Below are 23,602 nucleotides of genomic sequence, written 5' to 3'. Positions count from 1 at the left end.
TTCTTCCAAACGCGTTATTGCTCGCGTGGAAGAATCCAAGTTTCCAGTCGATTGCTCGGCAAGCTTTAGCTCTTGGGGCGATCAGCGATGATTCGGTTGATCGCGTTTAGCATCGCCAGGATCGTGCTTTCGACCGTATCCGTGCTGGACCCGACGCCTCGGTAAGTGCGGCCCTTGTGGTCGACTTCGAGGTTGACTTCGCCAATCGCATCGCTGCCAAGCGTGGCACTGCGTACGCGAAAGTCTTTGCAGACAACGTCGACGCCCGTGATCTTTTCCACCGCCCAAAACGCTGCGTCGATTGGTCCGTCGCCCTGCTCGACTTTTTCACTGAATTGTTCGTCGCCGTTGCTAAGAGTCAATTCGACTTGCGGTCCCCTGCCCTTTCCGCTGCTGACGACATAGTCGACAAGACTCCATTGCTCCTCAACGCTGCCGCTGATTTGTTGCTGGACCAAGGCAACGATGTCGCCGTCGTACATCTCTTTCTTTTTGTCGGCCAGAACTTTGAACTGTTCGAACACGATGTTGAGTTGTTCGGCGGTCAACGTGTAACCGAGCGTCTTGGCGCGATCGGCCAAAGCTGCTCGGCCGCTGTGTTTGCCCAACACCAAGTCGGTTTTGGAAAAACCAACTTCTTCGGGGGACATGATTTCGTAGGTGCTGCGTTCCTTCAGCATTCCGTCTTGATGAATCCCCGATTCGTGCGCGAACGCGTTACGACCAACGATGGCTTTGTTGCGTTGCACCTGGATGCCGGTGGTTTTGCTGACCAGGCGGCTTGCCGGAACGAGTCGCGTGCTGTCGATACGCGTCGTGCAATTGAAAAAGTCTTTGCGAGTCTTCATCGCCATTACGACTTCTTCCAGTGCCGCGTTGCCCGCTCGCTCGCCGATCCCGTTGATCGTGCATTCGATTTGGCCAGCACCGGCGGCAACGGCAGCCATGCTGTTGGCGACCGCCATCCCCAGGTCATCGTGACAGTGAGTGCTCAGCACGGCTTTGTCCATATTGGGTACCCGATTTCGCAGCATTGTGAAGCGATCGAAAATTTCACTTGGTGTCGCGTAGCCAACGGTGTCGGGCACGTTGATCGTGGTCGCGCCCGCATCAATGGCGGCTTCGACGACTCGGCACAAGAAGTCGTGCTCGGTGCGGCAGGCGTCTTCGGGTGAAAATTCCACATCGTCACAGTAGGCCTTGGCACGTTTGACGCCGGCAACCGCTCGCTCGACGATTTCATCCGTCGACATCCGCAGTTTGAATTCGCGGTGAATGGCACTGGTCGCCAAGAAGACGTGGATCCGCGAGTTGCGGGCACCCTTGACCGCTTCCCATGCCGCGTCGATGTCTTTGTCGCTGCAACGAGCCAGCCCACAAACGGTCGATTGGTGAATCGTTGACGCAATCGCTTTGACGGCTTCGAAGTCACCCGGTGATGCGATCGGAAACCCGGCTTCGATGATGTCAACACCCATGGATTCCAAGAGTTGTGCGACCTCAAGCTTCTCGGCCAAGTTCATGCTCGCGCCCGGCGACTGCTCGCCATCGCGCAGGGTCGTATCAAAGATACGAATCATGCGTGGTTCTTGATTGCCCGATGCAGGTGCATCACTTTCGGTGGTCGTCGTAGTTTGCGACATCGCTGTGAGAAACCTTCGAGAGATTTACAGGGAGAGAAACGATTGGAAATGGAAGCACAAAAAAACCCGAGTCGCTCGGAGCGACTCGGGTCAGTGTCTTTTTTTGGTGGACCAATCTCTGGTCCGGACAAACCCTCATCACCCGCCGATTCGGCGTCGCAATAGTAGCAGTGATAGGAGGAGGGATTGGTTGTGCATGGCCGTATCGTAGCCACGGCCGAGTTGGCGGGCAACCCACATCTTTGGTTGCCGCCCACTGGGCCAGCCCCGCGCAAGTCAGTAGGCCATGCCAACACAGGTTTGTAAGCCGCAAAAGCTGTTAGCCACACGGGATTTTGCGTACGCCTTGCGTGAGCGTTGCGTGCGGTGTATAGTGAGGGCGTTCTGGGAGTTTGCTCCTTAAATCAAATCACTGCACGGGAAAACACATGCCTTACTTAATGATCAATCTTGATGACGTCGGCGACTGCCAGCGCGGACTTCGCCAGCTAAGCGGACGACTTCGCCGCGCCGGAGTCGATCCCCTGCCCGAAGGGCCTGGTGGAGGTGGCGGCGGTTGCCGGCCTGGCAACGGTGGCCATCGCCAGCGAGGTCAGCAAGACGACGAAAAAGAGAAGGACGGACCGGCCGGGCTGCCGCTGAAACAGAAGCTCAATCGAATCAGCAAGCGCGGTGTCTGGCGATTCATATCGGGCATCGCGAGTCTGGATCAAACGCCACGGTCGTTGGCCGAGTTCGATCAAGCTCTTTCGTTGCCGCCGAACAAGATGCGCTCGACGAAAGCGATTTTCGCCAAACTCGAAAACCGCTTCGATATCCGATTCTTGAAGCTTGCCGAAGACGCGGGCGACGACGATTCGGGCAACCCGCGTTACATCATGCCACCGCGCATCCGAAAAGTCGTCCGCGAAATCGTAGGCTAGTTCGAGCGTTTAAGTTGGACGCCTAGTCCGCTAGTGACTGACGAGTGACGAACGGGCCGCTCGACTGATTGATGGCGGTGTTCTTACGCCGCCGTTGCTTTCGGGATTTCTTTGCCTTGCAGCTGGTAGACATACCGCAGGACTTCGGCGACGGCTTGGTACTGTTCGGTCGGCACGACCTGCCCGACATCGACCGTCTTGTACAGAACCTGAGCTAGTGGTTTGCGTTCCACCACGGGGATGCCGTTTTCTAACGCGATGCGGCGGATCTTTTGGGCCAAGACTCCGGCTCCTTTGGCCAGCACGATCGGGGCCGGCATCGTGGTTGGATCGTATTTGATTGCGATGGCAAGTTCGGTTGGGTTGCTGACGACGACGTCGGCTTTGGGGACTTCTGATTCAGCGCGTTGCATCATCATTTGTCGTTGGACTTGGCGACGTCGCTGGGCGAACTGCGGATCGCCTTCGGATTCCTTCATTTCATCGCGGACCTCTTGGTCCGTCATCATCATGTCTTGTTCTTGCTTCCACCATTGGAACGCGTATTCAAGAATCGCCAGCACGAACAAGGCGGCGCCGATCCAAACGCAGATTCCGATGATCGTTCGGAACAGCACTTTGACGATCTGCGGCACACTCAGTTGGGCAAGATGGAATATGGGATCGCGATAGCTCAGGAGTGCGGCGTAGGCGACTGCTGCGATGATCAGTAGCTTGAAGATGCCGAACCCGAGCCTCGCGACGCCCTGCAGCGACAGGATTCGTTTCGCACCCGACAGCGGGCTAATGTTGCTAAGTTTCGGTTCGATCTTTGCCGTTGAAAATACCAGCCCGGTTTGAACCACATTCACCAGCACGCCGGCGACAAACATCGCCAGCAACATCGGCACCGCGGCAATCGCTAATCGTGCTGATCCCGACAGCAACCAATGCGCAGCGTCATTGGTGCCCAGCGCTCCCATTCTTGGTGTTGAAAGAGCATGGGCCATCGCATCGGCTAAGTTTTGGGCGGCTGGTTCACCGAATACCCAAAGTGCACCCAATGCGGCCAGCAGCATCCCGGCCGAGGTCAGATCCTGGCTCTTTGCGATCTGACCTTGCTCGCGAGAATCTCGCCGCTTCTTCTCTGACGCTGAATGCTTCTTGTCTCCACTGCTTTCCGACATGGTTTAGCTCACCAGAGGTTTCCAAGTCGGGTCGCAGTATCGGCCAGTTCTTCTTGGAAAATCAAACCGGCCGAGCCGATCGTGATCGCCAAGACAACAAGCATCGCCAGTGCGTTGATGCTAAGACCGATTGCCAAGACATTGATCTGGGGCAAGGTGCGACTGATCAAGCCAGTCACTAAGTTTGCCAGCAACAGTGCCGTGATGACCGGAGCAGCCACGCGGATGCCGGCTACCATTCCGGACGTCAATTGGTCGACGATCAGCGTCATCATTGATTCGTCAAACGTCACGTCGCCTGCTGGCAACGCTTTGAAGCTGTCTAACAGCACGTTCAAAATAATTCGGTGTCCGCCGACACAAAGCAGTACCGCGGTGACCATCATGCCGACCATACGAGCAATCGCTGGCATGTTGCTTCGCGTGGACGGGTCGATTGCGTCACCAAGTTGCATGCCGCCGGTGCTGGTGATCGCTTCGCCGCCCAATTGCAAACCGGTGATGATCAATTGAACCGTCGCACCAATCAGCAGCCCGATCATGCCCTCGCGCGCGACCGCGATCACCAAATCGATCAAATTGTCCATGTTAGGTAGCGAATCCGACGGTGTGACCGCAGCGACGGTCGGCAGCATCAGCATCGTCATCGTCAGCGCCAAAAAAACGCGAACGCGATTTGGGACTCCGGTGCCGATTGCCGGCATCGACATCAACAGCGTGCTAAGTCGAGTTAGCACGAGCATGCCCAGTACCAAGTGATCGATCAGCCACTGAGCCAAGATGGTGGAATTGGATGCGTCAGCAACGGGTTCCATCAATGCATTCCTGCGTTCTCAAACACGTGCCGAGTGAACTCGACCAACCGCGTCAACAGCCAAGGCAAGCACGCCACCAAAGCGGCCGCCATCGCCAAAACCTTGGGGACAAAAGCCACTGTTTGGTCTTGGACTTGGGTCAGCGCTTGCATCAAACCGACCGCCAAACCAGCCGCCATGCCCACCAACAGCATCGGCATCGCAATCACGACGGCGGCCATCATCGCGGAACGGCAAAGATCAATCGCGGCGGGAGCATCCATGAGAGTTGGTCTTAGTAGGTAACAGGTAACAGGTAACAGGTAACAGGTAACAGGTAACAGGTAACAGGTAACAGGTAACAGGTAACAGGTAACAGGTAACAGGTAACAGGTAACAGGTAACAGGTAACAGGTAACAGGTAACAGGTGGTAGGTAACAGGTGGTAGGTGGTAGGTGGCGTTGTATCGTCCTCTCACCCGTCACCTGTTTCCTACTCTCATCCAAAGCTGTCCATCAACATTTTGACGACTAGGTGCCAGCCATCGACTAGAACGAACAGCAGCAGCTTGAACGGCAGCGAGATCACTTGCGGCGGCAGCATCAGCATGCCCATCGAGATCGTGACACTGGCGACAACCAGGTCAACGATCAGGAACGGCAAGTAGATTTGGAATCCCATCAAGAACGATGTCTTCAGTTCGCTCAGGATGTAGGCCGGCAACAACACGCGAATCGGGACTTCTTCATAGCCGGTGGGCAGTTCAGCTTCGGAGTCCATGTAGCCATAAAACAGCAACACGTCGTCTTGGTTGCCAGCCATGTCGATCTGACGTGACATGAATTCGCGAATCGGAAGCGCGCCTGCCTCGTACGCTTCTTCCAGCGTCATTGGTGTATCGGGATCGGTGTAAGGTTTGACGGCCGTTTCGTAGACCTGGGTCCACACCGGCGTCATCACGAATAAGGTCATGAACAACGCAATGCTGGTCATCACTTGGCTAGGCGGCAGCGATTGCAAACCGATCGCTTGGCGCAGTAGTCCCAGCACGATGATGATGCGCACATAGCAGGTCGTCATCAACAGGATCGCCGGCGCCATGCTGATCACGGTCAACAACAATAGCACTTGCAGGCTGCTGGCCATGCCTTCGGGGCTGGTCCATTTTTCGGGACCGCCGGCCAACATGTCCAGCGTGTTGGCTGGCACGGTGACCGGCGATCGCGAGATAATCGTAGGTGCGTCGGAACTGGGCTGTGTGTCTTGACTGGATCGCGTGTCTTGTCCGCGCAGCGACTGACTGCTGGTAAACAGCAGTGTAAAAAGTATCGCTATTCGGCAGAACTGAAACAAAACCACGTCGCTCCGTCGACAAAGAAAATGTCTGTGGCTGGAGCTTAGGAAAATCGTGGTCGTCGATGGAAGGGCAACCGTCGGCCGAAGGCGACGTGCACTTGAGCGAAAATCTTGGCTAAGCCTAGATTTTTAAGACAGTATTTTCATGACAGCATCGTGTAGCCGTCCGTTTGTGCCCACTCCGTCACCGCCGCGGCAGGTTTCGATTCCTGCCCAGTCCGTAAATTTCCCGCCCGCTTCGAGGATGATCGGCAGGATCGCGGCCACGTCCCAAGCATTGCAAATCGGGTCCACCATGATGTCCGCACGTCCGGTCGCGACCATCAGATAGCCGTAGCCGTCGCCCCAGGAACGAGTCAACCATGATGCTTTTTCGAGATTCAAATACGCGTCGGCGGCACCGCGGTTGGCGAACGAGTCGACTTGGCTGACCACAAAAACGGCTTCGGCGATGTCTGCTTTTTTTGAAACGGCGGCTCGGTTCCAGTCGTCGGCTTCGCTGTTTTTGAACCAACTGCCCTGCCCTGTCGCGGCCACAATGATCTCGCCGGTGGCCGGGATGAAGATCACGCCGCCCAGCGGCTTGCCGTCCCATTCCAAGGCAAGCAGCGTTGAATAAAGCGGCACGCCGCATACAAACGACTTGGTGCCATCGATGGGATCGACGACCCATCGATAGCGGCTGGTGCCCGTCTGTTCGGCGAACTCTTCACCTTGCACCGTGTCGGTTGGGAATTTTGCCGTGATCAGCTTGCGAACCAATTGTTCGGCTTCGCGGTCCGCGATCGTGACCGGCGACTCGTCGGATTTGGCGTCAATGACCAAGCTGTCGCTGCGAAAGTACTTCAGCGTGTGTTTGCCGGCGGCCGTTGCGACCTCGGTCATCGCGGAAAGTCGGCCTTCGTGCTCGGTGTTCCAAGTATCAGGATGCTGGGTCATGTTGAACGCTGTCGGGTGAGTCGTTTGTTGGTGCGTTTGTTTCTTCGTTGCCAGGAAAGAACGATTGATACAGCAACATGCCTGCGCCGACCACCAACAGCGAATCAGCGATGTTGAAATTCGGCCATGGGCTGAACAAGGGAACGCCGTCGATTTGGAACAAAATCCAGTCTCGGACGCCGCTTTGCCACTGCTCGGGGTAGCCCACCTGCCACCAAATCCCCAGCCGATCGTACAGGTTGCCAATGATGCCGCCGGTGACCATCCCCAGTGCGGTGGTCAGCCAAATCGACTGGGCGGCTCGGAACCAGAACAGCCAAATCAAGATCCCGATGCCGGCAACGATTGAAAAAGCGGCGAAAAACAAACCTTTTCCGGCGCCCAGCCCAAATACGGCGCCGATATTGACTGCGGTCTCGATTCCTAACACACCATCGATGATCCACCACGGATCACTTTGGCCCGGCAGCCCCCGCCACGCAAAAATTGCCGATTTCGTCCATAAATCAGCCACTGAACCCAGCAGGGCCAGCGAAAGAAACAGGACGACGCGAGATAGGGGAAAAGCGGGAGTCAAAGCGGTTTCTCGCTCGAAGTTTGTTGCTAGAGAGTTCATAGTCGTGCCACGTTAGAAACACGCCGCTCGATTGCCCAGACCGATTTAGGTTTCTCGCAGGGCGATTCTAGAGTTGTTTTGGATTTTAGGAGGCTGGCCTGTCGAGGTGTTTTTTCAGTGATACTCGCCCTGACGCGGTCGTCGCGACATCCATGGCATTTGAACGCACGTATCTTCCACTCCCAACTCCGCACTTCTCTTTCGCATCGCCCTTTGCCTGATCGGCGGTGGCGAACATAATGGGGGAGTCTCCGTCAATTTCCAGGATTTTCAAATGTCGTCTGTCGCTGAGCCCCAAACTGATACCGCAAGCCAAACGGTTTACTTTCGCTGTGTTTCTGGCTGCACGGGAAAATTCTCGATTTACGATGTGATTTATACCTGTCCGACCTGTGGCAGTTTGTTGGAAGTGCATCACGAACGCGAACCGCTGCAAAAGAAGAACGCCTATCAGTGGCAACAGCTTTTTGATTCGCGCGCCAGTGTCAGCAGTTGGCCCTATGGCAGCGGCGTGTGGGGAATGCGTGAATGGGTGATTCCATCGCTGGCCGACGAGAACGTTGTCAGCATGTTCGAAGGCAACACGAACCTGTTTTGGGCCGAGCGACTTGGCAAGCAATTGGGCGTGCCCGATTTGTGGATCAAGCTTTGTGGCAACAGCCACACCGGCAGCTTCAAAGATTTGGGTATGACAGTGCTGGTCAGCGTCGTCAAGCAAATGATGGCTCGCGGCAGCAGCGTCAAAGCGGTCGCGTGCGCTAGCACCGGTGACACTAGCGCAGCGCTGTCTGCGTATGCTGCGTACGCTGGAATTCCGGCAATCATCTTTTTGCCGGCCGGCAAAGTTAGCACCGCCCAGTTGATCCAGCCGGTCGCCAACGGTGCCCACGTCCTGGCACTCGATACGGACTTCGACGGCTGCATGAAGATCGTCCAAGAGGTCACCAAAGACAACTCGATTTACCTCGCCAACTCGATGAACAGTCTTCGCATCGAAGGGCAGAAAACGGTGGGAATCGAGATCGTTCGTCAATTCGAATGGGAAGTCCCAGACTGGATCGTGATCCCGGTCGGCAACCTCGGCAACATCAGCGCCTTGCACAAAGGGTTTCAGTTGATGATGGACTTGGGGCTGATCAACCGGATGCCACGACTGGTTGCCGCGCAAGCCGAACGCGCCAACCCATTCTATCAGTCCTACAAAAACGGTTTCAAAGATAAGGTCAGCGTGACAGCCAGTGATACGTTGGCCAACGCGATCCGAATCGGTGATCCGATCAGCTATGTCAAAGCCGTCAAGGCGGTCGAGGAAACCGATGGGATCGTCGAACAAGCAAGCGAAAACGAGCTGGCTGCGGCTGCGGCGCACGCTGACTTGACGGGTATGTTCACGTGCCCGCACACAGGCGTTGCTTTGGCGGTATTGGCTAAACTGATCAAACGCGGCGTGATCAAGTCGTCGGACAAAACGGTCGTGATCAGCACCGCGCATGGTTTGAAGTTCACGGACTTCAAGGTCGGCTATCACGAGTCCTCGCTCGAAGGCGTGACCAGTGAATTCGCCAATCCGGCGACTCATCTGCCCGCTGACGCGTCGGCCGTCAAAGACGAAATCGCCAAGCGGTTGAATCTGTAGGCGGTCGTTTTCTGCTGATTTGCGCTAGCCGAATGCTGCTCGGCATATCCGGTTCAATGTCCTAGACTATTCGCTGCTGAAAATCTTTTACACCGCAGCGAATAGGTAGTAACTGGTCATGGGAAAAGGACGCCCGTCTCGCGTCGATTTGCAATCGCTTCTTTTGGAAATGCAGAAGGCTGGGATCCCGCTTCGGTCGGGTGCAGCTAATCTTCTTGGCGCTGACCTTTCCGACGACGCCCTGCCTGGCGTCAGCAAGCGTTCTCGGGTCAGCGAGCTGACTGATGCTTTTTCGACGCTGCAGCGGATGTACCCTCCGTAGCTTGCCAAACAAGCAAAGAACAAAGCACTTCGGTTCGGAATCGACAAGGTCTATCGCGACGGCTCGATCGAAGGCTAAGCGACGGCCGGGGCGCAGCGATTCGATATTTTCGCTGACGGGACGTTGGGCTCTCCGCCGGCCGGTTGCTGGTGCAGCGATTCCGAGGGCGAGGGGCCCTGTGTTCATGGCTATGGTTTTGTTTCTTACTTGGTCACGCAGTTAAAGCAGCAAGGGACGGAACTGCGCAAGCGTATCGAAAACCAGGACATCGACGAAGGAGAGCTGGACCTAAAACGCTTTGCGCCGGACCGATCAAAGCTTGCGCTGCGGGAAATCGACAGAATGTTGGCCAGTAATTTGGTGGTCACGGACGAAGTTGATGCCGGTTTGCCTGAACTGTCCCAGATCAAAGAGCAACGGATCTGTTGGGACGTTATTTTCCATGACGACTACATCCATTTGCGGCCCGTCTTGCAGCAGCGAAAGAAACGTGGCGGCGGTTTTACCAAAGGCCGCGCGATTTCGCTGGAAAAGCTGCGAAATAACTCGTCGTTGCCGCTTTCGCCGATCGATCAAAGAGTCGTTCAGCATATTGAATTGGATTCCGATCGATACTATTACTCGCGGTCCGAATACACGATTGACGAGTTCGCGGCGCTGGTCGAATTGGTTGGCGCTGACAATGTTGTGGCGGATGGCGTTTCGATCGAAGTGAAGCGGCGACCGTTAGTGCTGGCGATCATCCAGAGAGACGCTTTCTGTGATTTTCGGATCGCCGACGAACAGGGCAACTGCAAGGAAGAGTTGCCAATGGTGGTCAATCAAGAATCGCTGGCGGCGTTGGATCTGCCCAACCAGATCGTCTACATCTCTCAGTCCGGCGAACAAGTGATTGGTATTGTGAAGCGACTGGTCAGTATGCCCCCGATTTCGGTTGAACATCGAGCCGGATTGATTGCCAAAGCACGCGAGTTGCAGAAAGTGGTGACGATTCGTTTAGACGAAGCCGACGGTGGGCCAGTTGTCGCCGAGTCAGCGCCACTTGCCGTTTTGCTGCGCAGTCGCACCGACGGTGCGCTTGATTTGGCGATTCGAATTCGCGATGCGGGCGGCACACTGCGCCGGCCCGGCATTGAGCCGACGATTCGTTCAGCGACTCGCGATGGCAAGCCCATTCAAATCCAGCGGTTGCTCGATGATGAATTGCGCCGCGGCCACGCAGCCGTTCGCTCACTCGGCGTTTCCGTCGATCGCGAAAATTGGTTTGGCAGCATCGCTGATTTTCGCGCCGGGTTGTCGTTGCTTGAAAAGTTGCAGTCAGGCGATAACGAGATCGAAGTGCTGTGGGATCAATCCAGCGCCCAGCCGATCTCAGTGCTGGGCAATTTGACCAGCAAGAATGTTCGCGTCGACATCAGCAGCAAACGGAATTGGTTCGGCGTCACCGGCGAGTGCAATTTCGGCGGCAAAACGATGCCGCTGAAAGCGTTGCTCGATGGGCTGGCGACCAGTGACAACGACGAAGTGTCGGGTGACTACTTGAAGGTCGGCGAGAGCCAGTGGGCACGCGTTTCGCAGCAACTTCGTGAGCGATTGAAAAAGCTTCGCGATGCAACGAACTCGGATCGGTCGTCCCTGCGGCTCGACGCGACCGCGGCGCCGGCCATTCGCGATTTGATGGACGGTGATTTCGAAGTCAACGCGGCCAAGGCTTGGCAGAAATGCCTGGACCGACTTAGCCGAGCCGAAAAGCTGCAGCCCGAGTTGCCGGCGAGCCTGGATGCGACTCTGCGCGACTACCAAATCGAGGGTTACAACTGGCTGCGTCGTTTGGCTGAGTGGGGTGTTGGTGGAATCCTGGCCGACGACATGGGGCTGGGGAAAACGCTGCAAACATTGGCGGTGTTGTTGGATCGATCTGCCGATGGGCCATCGCTGGTCATCGCGCCAACATCGGTCGGGTTCAACTGGGTTCGTGAAGCCGAGCGGTTCACGCCAAGTTTGAATGTGCACCTGTACCGCGAAACCGAACGTGGCGAGTTTCTGCCGTCGGTCGGACCCGGCGACTTGGTCATCTGTAGTTACGGATTGGCGCTGCGAGACCAGAAGGCGCTTGCCGATGTGAAATGGAGCACCGTCGTGCTGGATGAAGCGCAGGCGATCAAGAACAGCAACAGCAAGACGTCGAAAGCAATCGCGACCCTGAATGCAGACTGGTTCGTGGCACTGACCGGTACGCCGGTTGAAAACCACTTGGGCGAATTGTGGAGTCTGTTTCATGTGGTATCGCCCGGCGTCTTTGGCGGTTGGGAACAGTTTCGAAAACGCTTTGCCGCGCCGATCGAAAAGCAAAACAACGAAGACGCTCGATTGTCACTCGCCAACCGCTTGAAGCCATTCGTGCTGCGTCGGACCAAGAAAGAAGTGTTGACGGAATTACCGCCTCGCACGGAAATGAACCTGTACGTCGAGCTAAGCCCCGCCGAACGGGCCGAGTACGAGAACGTACGGTTGGCGGCGCTTGGCGAAATTGAACAGCTTGAATCGTTGCCGGACATCAAAGATCAACGCTTCAAGATTTTGGCGATGCTGACCCGTTTGCGACAAATTTCTTGTCACGTTGGACTGGTCAACAAAGACTGGACCGATTCGTCAGCAAAATTGGATCAGCTTTGCGAGACGCTTGTAAGCCTAAAAGAAGAAGGTCACCGCGCACTGATCTTTAGCCAGTTCACCCAGCACTTGGCGTTGATCCGTGCGGCACTGGACGCGAAAGAATTCAGCTACGAGTACCTGGACGGATCGACGCCCGCGAAGTTGCGTCAAGAAGCAGTTGACCGATTTCAAAACGGAACCGCGGACGCGTTTCTGATTTCGCTAAAGGCGGGCGGCACCGGTCTAAATCTGACCGCTGCTGACTACGTCATCCACATGGATCCGTGGTGGAACCCCGCCGTCGAAGACCAAGCGACCGACCGCGCTCACCGGATGGGACAAGACAAGCCAGTGATGGTTTACCGGATTGTCGCGCGAGGGACGATTGAAGAGGAGATTTTGGCACTGCATGAAACCAAGCGAGATCTCGTTGCTGGTGTGATGGAAGGGACTGAATCAGCGGCGAAATTGTCCAATGACGACTTGATCCGAATGTTGCGGCAATAGGTACTGGCAATAGCCCTTCGGAACGGCCCACCGCCCTGCCCTGCTCAAGCCGGCGAAACCGTTGTAAATTTGTCGGTATGAGCAAACAAATTCAACTCGCCGTTCACGGCGCCGCTGGTCGAATGGGACGCCGCGTGGTGGCGCTTGCCGCCGAAGATAAAGACATCCAAGTCACTGCCGCGATCGATCACGCCGATAACGGCTTGATCGGGCAAGACGCAGGGCTCGTCGCGGGTATCGCTGCGCTGAACGTCTTGCTGACGCCCGAATGGCCGAATTACGCCAGCGTGATGATCGATTTCTCGTTGCCCATTGCCGTCGATGCCTGTGTCGCTAAATGCGTCACGGCCAAGATGCCGCTTGTGATCGCAACGACGGGGCTGCATGATTCGCAAAAAGAGGCGATCGCCGCCGCCGCAAAACTGATCCCGATCGTCTGGGCACCCAGCATGTCGACGGCGGTCAACTTGACGATGAAGGTGACCCAGCAAATCACCGAAACGTTGAAGAACGTGGCGGGCGGAGTCGACATCGAAATCATCGAACGGCACCATCGTTTCAAAGCCGATGCACCAAGCGGAACGGCGCTGCGATTCGGTGAACTGATCGCCGAAAAGATGGACGGCGACGTCAAGCACGTTCACGGACGCGAAGGCGAAACCGGGCAACGGACACGAAACGAAATCGGCTATCACGCGGTGCGAGTCGGCGACAATCCCGGTGAGCACACCATCGTCTTCGGCATGCTGGGCGAGCGAATCGAGATCAACGTCGCAGCCAGCAATCGCGACTGCTACGCATCCGGCGCGATCGCCGCAGCCAAGTTCCTGCAAGGTAAACCGGCCGGCCTGTACAGCATGTTCGACGTGCTTGGCTTGTCGTAAACGCAAGTGCAAGTGGCCCCACGATTCCGTTTGCGGGATGTTTTGTTTTTCCCACGAACTGCTTTGCAGTCCGTGTCCCGCGAGGCAACCGTTTCCAATCTGCGCTTTCACATAGAAGTGCGTGCAATTCGGGATAGTTTCGAACGATCGAGATGACACGTTGACGGTGTTTGGCAAACGATGTCAAGCGGTCGATCGAGTAGTAGTGAAAGAAGCTCATGTCGATGCGATGATTGTCGATCACGTAGGGAACGCCGTCTTGATCACCGCAATCGCCAGCGCCATTTGTTCCTCATAGTAGCGATCGGCTCCCAGCAAATTGCGCGGGGATGTCCGATTCGTTGTTGAAACTGTTGGTGGTCTCTCCGGTGAAAACGTTGGTGAGTGAAGTTGGATTTGCAGCAAGCTCGCCCCTCCTGACTTTGCCGTAGGCGAAGTTAGGAGGGGCGAAGGTGGTTTTGCTCGGGATTGGCGGGTGGTCGTGGGATGGGATGGGATGGGTGGTGGTGAGGATGTTTGGCTGGGACCACGATGTGCCACGGTCCGACATTCGATCGATCAATACCTCAGCACGAAACAACTCGGATCCCTGAAAGCGTCTTGGGATGAGGCAGCGGTTTGGCGTGGGATGCGGCAGTTTGCTGAATCGATCCAAACGATCCCCTGGTTTCGCTATGAAGATTTCTTGGCGGCGCCGGATCGGACGCTCGCTGGAATCTGTGATGCGTTGTCGGTGACTTACGATCCAGCGTGGAAGGATCGATGGACTGGCTATGACCGGATCACCGGTGACTCGGTCAAGAGTCAGCCGCAGACGATCGGGCCACGAAAACGTAAGCCCTTGCCGCCTGGATTTTGGCTGCCGCTCGGCGGCAACGAAGATTTTCTCGCCACGCTGGATCTGCTCGGATATCCGACGCCGGAACCACTGCGGCAGAGTTCGCATGCAGTCGGGACATCGGACAACACAGTCGGTCCAAAAAAGCCGGTGTGGTTGTCAGCGAACTGGGATGAAGAGGCCGCGCGGTGGCGACGGGCTTGCGATGATGATCGGTCAGACTTGGCGGCACATTTACGGCTGGCCGAAGCCCTGGGATGGATCGGTCAAACGGACGAGGCCGCCGAATCGCTGAAGCACATTGCCAAACGCTGCGACAGTTTTCCCGTAGAAGGCCAATTGCGTGTTGCCTTTGGTCTGCGAGACACTGGAACGGGCCGAGCGAAAGTTCGAGGCGATCGAGTTTCGTCGTCGGCTCGCCGGGCTTGCCCCGACGAACCAGATCAACCTGTTTCAGTTGTCCGTGCTGCTGGCCGGGGTCGGCGAGGTGGACGAGTCGCTGGCGTATTGTCGGCGGCTGTTGGAAATCAACCGCCATCACTTGGCTGCGGCTGCGAATTTCTTGCTGTACATGAACTATTCCGACCGCTACTCGGCTGCGGAAATTTCAAACGAACGCTTTCGGTTGGGGATGCGATTCACCGAGCGACCGGAGAAGATCCCGCGCCGATTGCGGCAACCAGGCGAACGCATTTGCATCGGGTACTTGGGCAGCGATTTTTACACGCATCCGGTCGGCGAGATCGTGTTGCCGATCCTGGAAAGCCACGACCGATCGCAATTTGATGTGACGGTGTATCACGACGGGTCGCACCGGTGCAGGCTTCGTTTTTGGGTCACCCCAATACATCGGCCTTGCAAACGATTGACTATCATTTGACCGATCGATTCGCCGACCCACCGGGTTTGACCGAGCATCTTTACGGCGAACAATTGGTGTGGCTGGACCACGCGATCTTGGCATGGCGGCCGTATAGAATCGCCAGCGAAATCTCGGTCGATGATCGCGATGGTCCGGTGCTGGGCGTCTTCAACAATATCGCCAAGATTTCGCCGATGGCGCTAAAAACCTATGCGTTAATCATTCGCCGCGTGCCAGACGCGAAGTTGATTTTGAAGTACGGTGATCGCTACAGCGTTACCCAACTGCAGGATCGATACCGACGGGAATTTGCGGCCGAGGGTGTGCTTCCTCATCGACTCGATTTTCGCACGCAAACCGAATCGCTCCGGCAGCACTTGCGAACGATGATGTCCTGTGATTTGGCGCTCGATGCGTTTCCCTATCAAGGGACGATGACGTCCTTTGAGTGTTTGTCCGTGGGAACTCCGGTCGTCTCGTGTTGTGGCGACTATTACGCGCATCGAGCCACGTCGGCGATGATGATGCGAATGGGGCTGCATCAAATTGGTGGCAAGTGATCCGGCGGAATACGCCGAAATCGCGGTCCAGCTTTTGTGCGACCTTGATTCGCTGAGATCGCTGCGCACGGTGGTTCAAGATCGGTTCTACACAGGACCGCTCACCGATCCGCAGGGCCTGACGAGTGAACTGGAATCCCGGATGCGGTCGTGGGTTACTGATCAGCAGATGTAGCCGCAGGGTGTGCTATGTTTTCGTCAAGGAACTGCTTTGCAGTTCGTATCCCGCGAACGGAGGCGCGGGTCCACACTCCGTTCGCAGGGTGTGCGATGTCTTTCTCACGAGCTGTTTTGCCGTTCGGTTGCCGCGAGCGTCGTCTGGGGAGTTGCGGTAAGGTATCGTTGATGCGGTTCGGTAAATCTTGAAGGTGGGTGTATGGCGAAGTGCGACGAGGGTTATTTGTGCGATGTTTGTCGTGGTGATGTTGCGTCGATTGTCGATAGCGATTTGTACCTGCGTTATGTCATCGGCGAGCTTGATCCCGAGGTGCTGCACACGCGGCCCGAACGCCACATTCGCTGCAATCCTGTGCTGGCCCAGTTCATCGATCATTCGCGTTTCGAAGCGGTCGCGGTCGAAGGTGACTTTGCCAAAGCGAACTTGGACGCCGGCTACCGTGACGCTCGGACGGTTTTGGTCACACGTGGATACGAGCGGTTGCTGGAAATCGCGGCGACCGAGGGCGACCGGGATGTGACGATGTACCCGCTGCCCGAAGCGATCGCGAAGTATCGATCGGGCTAATCTGCTAGACTCTCGCGACCCGAATCCGTCCGATGCCCCGTGGTACAGAGAGCCCGTTGACGTGTCCAGCAAAATTTTGCAACGTGGTTTCCTGAGTCTGTTGACGGCTCAGTTCTTTGGGGCGATGAATGACAATGTCCTGAAAGGGATTTTGACGTTCATGGTGATCGATGGTGCCTGGGCCGGACAGCTTGGTGCCGGTGGCCAGGGCATCGTCGGGATCTGCTTTACGATCCCGTTCATTTTGCTTTCGGGATATGGCGGTCAGCTTGCCGATCGCTTTTCGAAACGTGACGTCACACTGTGGGTGAAAATTGCCGAGATCCCGATTGCGATCATTGCCGCCGTTGGATTCTTCACGGGCAATTTGTGGGTCACGTTGTTGTCGTTGATCGCCCTGACTTGCCAGAGTTCGTTCTTTGGGCCAGCCAAGTATGGGATGATTCCCGAATTGGTTGATGATGGCGATCTTAGCCGAGCCAATGGAACGATCAACATGATGACCAACGTTGCGGTCATTGTGGGAACGCTGGTGGCCGGCGCGGTTAGCGATCGATACTCGCCTCAAGCCGGTGCCGCGGGGATCGCCTGGCTGCCCGGGGCGGCGCTGACTTTGATTGCCGTCGGTGGCTGGATCGCGGCGATTTTCATGCCGCGGTTGCCGGTTGGTGATCGCAAGCTCAAATGGGATTGGAATCCAGTTTCAACTTATGTGATGACGGTCCGTGAGATGGCCGAGTCGCGATTGTTGATGGTGATGATGGCCTGGGGCTACTTCTACTTGCTAGCTGGGCTGGCGCTGTTCATTGTGCCAGAGTACACCGTGGTGCTTGGTATCAATCGAGCTGAAGCCAGTGCGTTGATGGGCGTGTTGGGCGTTGCGATCGGTGTTGGTTGTGCGGTGGCCGGATTGATTTCGGGCCACAAGATTCAGCCGCGATTGATTCCCATTGGCGCGGGCGGGTTGATCGTCTTTTTTACGTTGTTGGGAGCAGTTCCAACTTCGAAAATGCCTGGCGCCAGTATGCTTGATGTTGCTACCAGCATGACGTCGTTTCTGATTTTTGGTGCTGGGTTCTTTTCTGGGTTCTACATCGTTCCCCTGCAAGCACTGCTGCAGTACTTGTCGCCGGACGACGAACGAGGTCGATTCTTGGGAACGGCGAACGCAGTCTCGTTCACTTTCATGACCGTGGCCGCACTATTGTACTGGGCCATCCGTCCAGGCTTTGGTGATCGACCGCAGCACATCTTTTATATCTGCGCGATTTTGATGGCAGTGGGCGCCGCATTCTTTTTGTGGCGATTGCGTGGAACCGGACTTGTCGTCGGAAGTGACGGGGTGGAACCGCCAAGCAAAGCCTAGGGCTTCATCAGTGATCCATTTTCACGGTAGCGATCGTCGTCAGACTTTCGACGTGTTTCACGTTTGTCGAGACTCTTGCCGAGTCTCGCTACCTTGAATCAAAACGCTTTGGACGGCGTCGTTACTTGGCTTCTACAGTTACTTGGCTTCCACAACGGGAGCTTCGACGACTGGCATTCCAACCAGTTTCTTGTCCTTCGCCAATTGCCGAATTTCTTCGGTAATCTTCATCGAGCAGTACTTCGGTCCGCACATGCTGCAGAAGTGGGCGCTCTTGAAGGTTTCTTGTGGCAACGTTTCGTCGTGATAACGACGAGCGGTTTCTGGATCAAGTGACAAGCGGAATTGCTCGTTCCAGTCGAATGCGAAGCGTGCTTTGGATAGCGCGTCATCGCGATCTTGTGCTCCCTTGCGGCCGCGGGCGACGTCAGCCGCGTGAGCAGCGATCTTGTAGGCGATCACGCCTTGCTTGACGTCTTCTTCGTTAGGCAAGCCGAGGTGTTCTTTCGGCGTCACATAGCACAACATCGCTGCACCGTGCATGCCAGCGTTGGCCGCGCCAATGCAACTGGTGATGTGATCATAGCCCGGTGCAATGTCCGTAACCAATGGACCCAAGACATAGAACGGAGCACCGTCACAAACTTCGATTTGCTTTTCGATGTTCATTTGGATCTGGTTCAACGGAATGTGTCCCGGCCCTTCGACCATGACCTGAGTTCCGTTGGCTTGGCCGCGCTTGGTTAGTTCACCCAACACGTCAAGTTCGGCAAACTGAGCTGCGTCCGATGCATCGGCGATTGAACCGGGACGCAGTCCGTCACCGAGCGACCAAGTCACATCGTATTGACGGAAGATATCGCACAGATCATCGAATGCCGTGTACAGCGGGTTCTGTTTGTTGTGAACCATCATCCACTTCGAAATCAACGAACCACCACGGCTAACGATGCCTGTGACGCGGTTGATGCTTAGGTGCAAGTGTTCCAGCTTGACGCCTGCATGAACCGTCATGTAGTCGACACCTTGCTTGGCTTGATGCTCGCACATGTCCAAGAAGTGTTGAGCGGTCATGTCCTCGATGTTGCCACCGAGTTCTTCGAGCATCTGGTAGATCGGTACGGTTCCGATCGGCACGGGGCTCTTTTCGATGATTTGGCGACGGATCTCGTCGATGTCCTTGCCGGTCGACAAGTCCATGACGGTATCGGCGCCAAAGTGGACTGCCGTGTGCAGCTTCTCAAGCTCTTCGCCTGGATTGCTGGTCACGGCGCTGTTGCCAATGTTGGCGTTGATCTTGCACTTTGCAGCGATGCCGATCGCCATCGGTTCAAGCGATCCGGCCGCGTGGACTTTGTTGGCCGGGATGACCATTCGGCCAGCGGCGATTTCGTCACGGATCAGCTCGACGGCCAAGTCTTCTCGCTTGGCGACATATTCCATTTCCGGCGTGATTTCACCCGCGCGGGCAGCCTGCAGTTGTGTTTGACTCATCTCGTTATTTGCTCCTACGCATCGATCGGGTGGGAATACACTTTATACGCTGCCGGCCGACAATCGCGTAGGCCTGGACATCTCTGGGAACAATTGACACGGTGAATACGACAGGTTCTGGGCGGCGTCGGATCACAGCTTTTTCAGATATTCAAGCACCGCTTGCTTGTCGGTCTCGGACAGCAAGTCTGGATAATTGTGGCCGGAGCCGCTCTTTCCGAATCGACGCGTGTCAAAATAGCTGCGGCGGATCGCTACATCCGGCTCGTTTAGCGGCATTTTCTCGGCCAGTTCGATATGAAAGCCCACTTTTTCGGCATCCATCGCCTGGTCGGTTCGTCGCCAAACGGTTGGCCGGTCGGTGGGGTGCAGCACGTGCCATAGCGTCGGCACGCTGCCGTTGTGGAAGTACGGGGGGCTAGCCCAAATTCCATCCAGCGGCGGAGCAACGTAGCCGTCGGGATCGACCACGGTGGAATGCTCGTCGGGTTCACCCGCATGAGCAAACCAACTGTTGGCGTACTTTTGCCGGCCGGTCGTCGACAGTGCGTGTAAGCGAACAGGATCGGTGCCAATTTCGTCGATCGAAATTCGCCGATTGGGATAGCTTGGGTTGTCGCCGTAAGTGCCGTGACACTCGGCGCAGGTTTCGTTGAACAGTACCCTGCCCTGCTCTGCCAGACTCTCGTCAATCACACCCGTGAACGGGGGCGGTGTCAGCGACGAAAGGTAGGCTTTGACATCTTTGAACTCGTCTTCGTGATCCCTAAAAAACGCTGGCCCGTTCTCGGGGATCAATGCAAACTGCATCAAGGCGCGGTGACCCTTTTCGGCAAACCCATCGATGTAGAGGTAGGGACGCTTCTTGAAGTGCCACCACGGCGGCGCATCCATGTCATGGTGAGTGAACGATTCGAGAGGTGTTGAAATCAAGTTCAGATCGGCGTCGCGACTGCTCATCAATCCCATCCCAAACACGACCGCGTTGGTGGTGCCGTTGGTCGTCCCGAGAGGGATCACGAGCGAGCCCAAGTCCATCCGCGAAAACGGTTTGCCGAGTTTGAATTTCGTCGACCGAATTTCTTCGGTCAGCGTTTGCAGCGCGAATCGATTGTTCGGGGCACCCGGTGTTGGCACGCCATAGACGTCGCCGCCATGACAGGCAAAGCAGTTCATCGTCCAAGTCCCGGTCGCTTCGTCGACGACATATTGCAGCGGTTTGCCCGAATCGTCGCCCGGCCGAACGGTTAAACCATAGCGATCAAATGCCATTTTCCACCGTTCATCTGGCGATGCCTGGGCCGCGGCCTTACGCAGCGGTTCGGGCCAAGATTGCCAGCTGTTTTCGAATACCTCTTGCGTGAAGTCGCTGGAAAGCAGCGGCAACTCTGTCAGTGTTCGGTAGCCACGCGAAGCCTCATCATCACGTGAAGTCTCGTCATCCGCTCGCGCTGGCGGCAAAGCAAGCAGACAATTCATCACTGCGGCTAAGGCGACCAGTTGAAAGGCATGCGAGTGCTGCAACTTCATAGAAACGATCGCTGGGAACGAGGTGAGATTTATCTCTAGGATAGACCGCTATCAATCATTAGCAGGCAACCGAATGACTGATACGCCCCCGAAGCCATGGATTTCGGCTTTTGGGAAAACTGATTCGTCGATGCGTGCCATAGGGCGGCGAGTGATGATAAGTACTGATTTGTCCGGGGTGACCGTGATTTTACCCAGGTCTGGGCCGATGGCTTCAACGTCTTGGCGGATCTCGTACGGTCCCATGATGGGATAGCTGAGGTACTGTTTGACTTGGTAGCTTGCCGCTGAAATTTCGATCGTTCGTGCTTCGATGAGGCCGGCGTCCAACAGGATCCGATCATCGGGCATCGCGTTGTCGTTCACCCAATCGACCGCCCCACGCCAATCTTCGCCGCGTGCGACAATCACGCTGCGAGGTGATCGGACCAAGCTGGTCATCGTGCCCTGTTGCCACGTCAATCCCGAGATCATCACGGCGGCGACTAGCCAGTTTGAGCCTCGGATGAACGCCGGCACGGAAGCAACTGCGCCGCCCATGCCAACCGCAAGCATTGGCAGGACTGCAATGAAATATCGCCGATGCCAAATCGGCATCACGCCCGACCATGACACGGTCCAGTATGCGGTCGTTAACGCGGCGGCAAGCAAGATGATCGCAAGGGTGATGCGGTCTCGCTGGGCCGCCTTTAGGTTCCGTTTTACCACTGTTTTTCGATCGAGGCCGGTGCCGATTTGCCACCGATAGACAGCGCCGGCGACAGTCAGTCCGGCCGGTGCGATTGACAGCCAAAACCAATCCCAGGCTTGCCAAATTTGCCATGGATCGTTCGCTGTGCCGAATGACGCCCATGCATCGCGGCGATGCCAGGATTCATCCAACGTGACCTTCCAGATCGCCCAAAACGATGCGATCGCAATCGCGGCCAAGGCAATTGATTTGCCGTCGACTTCGGTCATCGATCCGCGGTCACGCCACCCCCAAACCAAGCAAACGATCGCGGGCAACCATGCCAGCACCCCCAGACTCGTCGGTTGGCACGCCATCGCAAGGAGTACTGAAATCACCAGGCAAAGCCATTTCGGCCAGTCTTCCTCACGGGACGCGGTCGTCGCCAATCGAACAAAGCAAACGGTTGCCAGGGACGAAAACAGGATCACCATCGCAAATGGCCGCAGTTCGGTGCCAAAAAACAACGCGTTCGACTCCAATGCAAGCGTTAGTCCTGCGGCGGTGCCAGCCGCAACCTGTCCCGTCCAACGTCCGACTCCAACGCACAGAACTCCAGCGCCCATCGCAACGGCAATCACGCTGCTAAGCCGCAGTGCAAACTCTGATTCACCGACCAGTTGTTTCCATGCCCAAAGCCCAGCAAAGTAAACCGGCGATTGATTGCCTGCGCTCGCCCGAGGCATCACATCGGCAAACGATTCCCAGACGCACCAAGCCGAGTGCAGTTCGTCGACCCAGAAACTTTCATACAGGGAGGACAGTCGAACAACCACCGCGATCGTCATCACGACGATCGTGACAATGAACAAGCCGATCGAATGAGCTCGCGTTGATTGCATCAGATCACCAATCTCATCAGATCACGAGTTTTAATCAGACTAGTGGAGTGAAATCGAAAAAGTCGAACAGGAAACGCCAGCCAGGGATCACCAAGCAATCGAAACAAAAAAAGGCCAGGACGGATCCTGGCCTTTCATCAAGAATTCGATTCAAGATTGATTAGTTTGATTTCAGTGCCTCAGCGGGAATCACGACTGTGCCCATGTCGTTCTCGCCTGCCTTGACGGTGGTTTCGAACCGGCTTCGCTTCCATTCTTCTTTCTTGCCGTTGATTGTTACGTCGCTGATTGATCCTGACTCGTGATACGCTCGGAAGACCAGTTCAGTGCCAACAGGAAGTCCCTTGATGACCATTTCGCCGTCGGCGTTGCTGACCGCGGCAAATGGGTGTTCAAGTACAACGACAAACGACTTCATCCAAGGGTGAATGTTGCAATCGACGGGGATCGGTGCAGGTTCGTCCTTCTCAAGCTCAACCATTTTCGATTGGCCTGATGGGATTGTGAAGTTCTGTTGCTTGTTGTTAAAGAATCCCAGATTTGCATTGTGTCCAACGGCATCCGGGTTGGTCACTTCAAGCGTGTCGCCGACTTGTGCGACAACAATGTGTGGCTCGAAGCGACAGTTTTCGTTGGCCAGTGTGTGTGTGTTCTTGGCTGGTTCAAAGTCTGGCAGTTTCGTCCCGCCTCGGCCGGTGTAAACGTAAACGACAACGTTCTTAATGCCTTTATTGTCCGGGTTAACAATCAATCGCTCGTCGATCAGCGGATTTCGGCCACAGAACTCGACATCCTTGTTGACGTCGATCGCTTCTGCTTTCGGAGGGGTTCCGCCATATTCGAAGCGAATTTTCAGATCGCCAGTTTCTTCGGCATTTACTTGGCTGCCGACAAACGGAGCTGCAGCAACGGCAACAGAAAAAACAATGTGACGTAGAGTCGAAATCTTCAAAACTAACTCTCCTAGAGAGAACGTGCATTCAGGGTGTTTTGGGGAGCGGCCGCCAACTCGATTGCCAGACGCATTCACTGAATTCTCGCTTAAAAACCAGTCTAGGCAACCCTATCGCCATTTCTGTGACAGGTAGTCGGCCGCGTCAACGGTCAAATTGAGTGGTGAACTTGTGTGATTAAATCAGTCGTTGGCTAGAAGCCGAGTGAAAATGCGGTGACGTGGCAAGTCGGGGAAACGC

General features: G+C 55.9%; 20 protein-coding genes. 9 read left to right on the top strand and 11 right to left on the bottom strand.

Translation table 11 applies throughout. The annotated features are described in order from the left end of the window. Positions 1-65: 65 nt before the first annotated feature. Positions 66-1,643, bottom strand: a complete 1,578-nt coding sequence (locus Poly59_RS00920) for a 2-isopropylmalate synthase (protein ID WP_146532209.1) — start codon at positions 1,641-1,643, stop codon at positions 66-68. Between the two features lie 428 nt (positions 1,644-2,071). On the opposite strand from Poly59_RS00920, the gene Poly59_RS00915 reads away from it, so the two are divergent. Next, positions 2,072-2,566 (top strand): hypothetical protein, encoded by a 495-nt coding sequence (locus tag Poly59_RS00915; RefSeq protein ID WP_146532208.1) that lies wholly within the window; start codon positions 2,072-2,074, stop codon positions 2,564-2,566. Between the two features lie 83 nt (positions 2,567-2,649). On the opposite strand, the gene Poly59_RS00910 is transcribed toward Poly59_RS00915, so the two are convergent. From Poly59_RS00910 to Poly59_RS00880, 6 genes are all read right to left on the bottom strand, one after another. Further along, positions 2,650-3,732 carry an EscU/YscU/HrcU family type III secretion system export apparatus switch protein gene (locus Poly59_RS00910; RefSeq protein WP_146532207.1) on the bottom strand — a complete coding sequence of 361 codons (1,083 nt, stop codon included), beginning with the start codon at positions 3,730-3,732 and terminating at the stop codon, positions 2,650-2,652. 8 nt (positions 3,733-3,740) lie between these two features. Continuing rightward, positions 3,741-4,547: a flagellar biosynthetic protein FliR gene (locus Poly59_RS00905; protein ID WP_146532206.1), complete on the bottom strand. Its 807-nt coding sequence runs from the start codon at positions 4,545-4,547 to the stop codon at positions 3,741-3,743. After that, positions 4,547-4,810 carry a flagellar biosynthetic protein FliQ gene (locus tag Poly59_RS00900; protein WP_146533167.1) on the bottom strand — a complete coding sequence of 88 codons (264 nt, stop codon included), beginning with the start codon at positions 4,808-4,810 and terminating at the stop codon, positions 4,547-4,549. The genes Poly59_RS00905 and Poly59_RS00900 overlap by 1 nt, the downstream gene beginning before the upstream one ends. 215 nt (positions 4,811-5,025) lie before the next feature. Next, the gene (fliP, locus tag Poly59_RS00890) at positions 5,026-5,760 is read right to left on the bottom strand and encodes a flagellar type III secretion system pore protein FliP (RefSeq protein ID WP_246151422.1); all 735 of its coding nucleotides are present in this window, start codon (positions 5,758-5,760) and stop codon (positions 5,026-5,028) included. Between the two features lie 252 nt (positions 5,761-6,012). Continuing rightward, the gene (gene hisN, locus Poly59_RS00885; RefSeq protein WP_146532205.1) at positions 6,013-6,822 is read right to left on the bottom strand and encodes a histidinol-phosphatase; all 810 of its coding nucleotides are present in this window, start codon (positions 6,820-6,822) and stop codon (positions 6,013-6,015) included. Then, positions 6,806-7,438 carry a signal peptidase II gene (locus Poly59_RS00880; protein WP_146532204.1) on the bottom strand — a complete coding sequence of 211 codons (633 nt, stop codon included), beginning with the start codon at positions 7,436-7,438 and terminating at the stop codon, positions 6,806-6,808. The genes hisN and Poly59_RS00880 overlap by 17 nt, the downstream gene beginning before the upstream one ends. A 274-nt stretch (positions 7,439-7,712) precedes the next feature. Here Poly59_RS00880 and thrC point away from each other — a divergent pair, with 274 nt between their 5' ends. The 8 genes from thrC (at position 7,713) to Poly59_RS00845 (ending at position 17,813) form a co-directional block, all read left to right on the top strand. Beyond that, positions 7,713-9,074, top strand: a complete 1,362-nt coding sequence (gene thrC / locus Poly59_RS00875) for a threonine synthase (protein WP_146532203.1) — start codon at positions 7,713-7,715, stop codon at positions 9,072-9,074. 118 nt (positions 9,075-9,192) lie between these two features. Then, positions 9,193-9,396 (top strand): hypothetical protein, encoded by a 204-nt coding sequence (locus Poly59_RS29180; protein WP_186775951.1) that lies wholly within the window; start codon positions 9,193-9,195, stop codon positions 9,394-9,396. A gap of 123 nt (positions 9,397-9,519) precedes the next feature. Beyond that, a complete protein-coding gene (locus Poly59_RS00870) occupies positions 9,520-12,558 on the top strand; it encodes a DEAD/DEAH box helicase (protein ID WP_246151283.1) in 3,039 nt (1,012 codons plus the stop codon). Positions 12,559-12,635: 77 nt separating this feature from the next. Beyond that, entirely contained in the window at positions 12,636-13,442 is an 807-nt protein-coding gene (dapB, locus tag Poly59_RS00865) for a 4-hydroxy-tetrahydrodipicolinate reductase (protein ID WP_146532201.1), read from the top strand. 475 nt (positions 13,443-13,917) lie between these two features. After that, on the top strand, positions 13,918-15,066 hold the full coding sequence (locus Poly59_RS00860; protein WP_146532200.1) for a hypothetical protein: 1,149 nt from the start codon (positions 13,918-13,920) through the stop codon (positions 15,064-15,066). Positions 15,067-15,096: 30 nt separating this feature from the next. Then, positions 15,097-15,702 (top strand): O-linked N-acetylglucosamine transferase family protein, encoded by a 606-nt coding sequence (locus Poly59_RS00855; protein WP_186775950.1) that lies wholly within the window; start codon positions 15,097-15,099, stop codon positions 15,700-15,702. A 376-nt stretch (positions 15,703-16,078) separates the two neighbouring features. Beyond that, entirely contained in the window at positions 16,079-16,447 is a 369-nt protein-coding gene (locus Poly59_RS00850) for a hypothetical protein (RefSeq protein WP_146532198.1), read from the top strand. Positions 16,448-16,508: 61 nt separating this feature from the next. Next, positions 16,509-17,813, top strand: coding sequence for an MFS transporter (locus Poly59_RS00845; RefSeq protein WP_146532197.1), 1,305 nt, complete (start codon positions 16,509-16,511; stop codon positions 17,811-17,813). A gap of 138 nt (positions 17,814-17,951) precedes the next feature. Here the strand turns inward: Poly59_RS00845 and thiC are convergent, their stop codons facing one another. The 4 genes from thiC to Poly59_RS00825 all read right to left on the bottom strand — a co-directional run bounded on the left by thiC (position 17,952) and on the right by Poly59_RS00825 (position 23,361). Continuing rightward, on the bottom strand, positions 17,952-19,307 hold the full coding sequence (gene thiC, locus Poly59_RS00840) for a phosphomethylpyrimidine synthase ThiC (protein WP_146532196.1): 1,356 nt from the start codon (positions 19,305-19,307) through the stop codon (positions 17,952-17,954). A 132-nt stretch (positions 19,308-19,439) separates the two neighbouring features. Continuing rightward, on the bottom strand, positions 19,440-20,837 hold the full coding sequence (locus Poly59_RS00835) for a c-type cytochrome (protein WP_146532195.1): 1,398 nt from the start codon (positions 20,835-20,837) through the stop codon (positions 19,440-19,442). A gap of 51 nt (positions 20,838-20,888) precedes the next feature. Next, on the bottom strand, positions 20,889-22,409 hold the full coding sequence (locus tag Poly59_RS00830; protein WP_146532194.1) for a glycosyltransferase family protein: 1,521 nt from the start codon (positions 22,407-22,409) through the stop codon (positions 20,889-20,891). A 160-nt stretch (positions 22,410-22,569) separates the two neighbouring features. Further along, positions 22,570-23,361: a methylamine utilization protein gene (locus tag Poly59_RS00825; protein ID WP_246151282.1), complete on the bottom strand. Its 792-nt coding sequence runs from the start codon at positions 23,359-23,361 to the stop codon at positions 22,570-22,572. Positions 23,362-23,602: the final 241 nt, after the last annotated feature.

The sequence above is a fragment of the Rubripirellula reticaptiva genome, assembly GCF_007860175.1.
In the GTDB taxonomy this organism is placed as follows: Bacteria; Planctomycetota; Planctomycetia; order Pirellulales; family Pirellulaceae; genus Rubripirellula; species Rubripirellula reticaptiva.
The sequence above is the reverse complement of the archived record's forward strand: the minus strand, read 5'-3'. Positions and strand labels throughout refer to the sequence as shown.

Excerpts from the sequence above, each read along its gene's own strand:
- thrC (WP_146532203.1), top strand. The coding sequence starts at position 7,713 with ATGTCGTCTGTCGCTGAGCCCCAAACTGATACCGCAAGCCAAACGGTT.
- Poly59_RS00910 (WP_146532207.1), bottom strand. The coding sequence starts at position 3,732 with ATGTCGGAAAGCAGTGGAGACAAGAAGCATTCAGCGTCAGAGAAGAAG.
- Poly59_RS00880 (WP_146532204.1), bottom strand. The coding sequence starts at position 7,438 with ATGAACTCTCTAGCAACAAACTTCGAGCGAGAAACCGCTTTGACTCCC.
- thiC (WP_146532196.1), bottom strand. The coding sequence starts at position 19,307 with ATGAGTCAAACACAACTGCAGGCTGCCCGCGCGGGTGAAATCACGCCG.
- hisN (WP_146532205.1), bottom strand. The coding sequence starts at position 6,822 with ATGACCCAGCATCCTGATACTTGGAACACCGAGCACGAAGGCCGACTT.
- dapB (WP_146532201.1), top strand. The coding sequence starts at position 12,636 with ATGAGCAAACAAATTCAACTCGCCGTTCACGGCGCCGCTGGTCGAATG.
- Poly59_RS00850 (WP_146532198.1), top strand. The coding sequence starts at position 16,079 with ATGGCGAAGTGCGACGAGGGTTATTTGTGCGATGTTTGTCGTGGTGAT.
- Poly59_RS00830 (WP_146532194.1), bottom strand. The coding sequence starts at position 22,409 with ATGCAATCAACGCGAGCTCATTCGATCGGCTTGTTCATTGTCACGATC.
- Poly59_RS00900 (WP_146533167.1), bottom strand. The coding sequence starts at position 4,810 with ATGGATGCTCCCGCCGCGATTGATCTTTGCCGTTCCGCGATGATGGCC.
- Poly59_RS00835 (WP_146532195.1), bottom strand. The coding sequence starts at position 20,837 with ATGAAGTTGCAGCACTCGCATGCCTTTCAACTGGTCGCCTTAGCCGCA.
- Poly59_RS29180 (WP_186775951.1), top strand. The coding sequence starts at position 9,193 with ATGGGAAAAGGACGCCCGTCTCGCGTCGATTTGCAATCGCTTCTTTTG.
- Poly59_RS00915 (WP_146532208.1), top strand. The coding sequence starts at position 2,072 with ATGCCTTACTTAATGATCAATCTTGATGACGTCGGCGACTGCCAGCGC.
- Poly59_RS00905 (WP_146532206.1), bottom strand. The coding sequence starts at position 4,547 with ATGGAACCCGTTGCTGACGCATCCAATTCCACCATCTTGGCTCAGTGG.
- Poly59_RS00920 (WP_146532209.1), bottom strand. The coding sequence starts at position 1,643 with ATGTCGCAAACTACGACGACCACCGAAAGTGATGCACCTGCATCGGGC.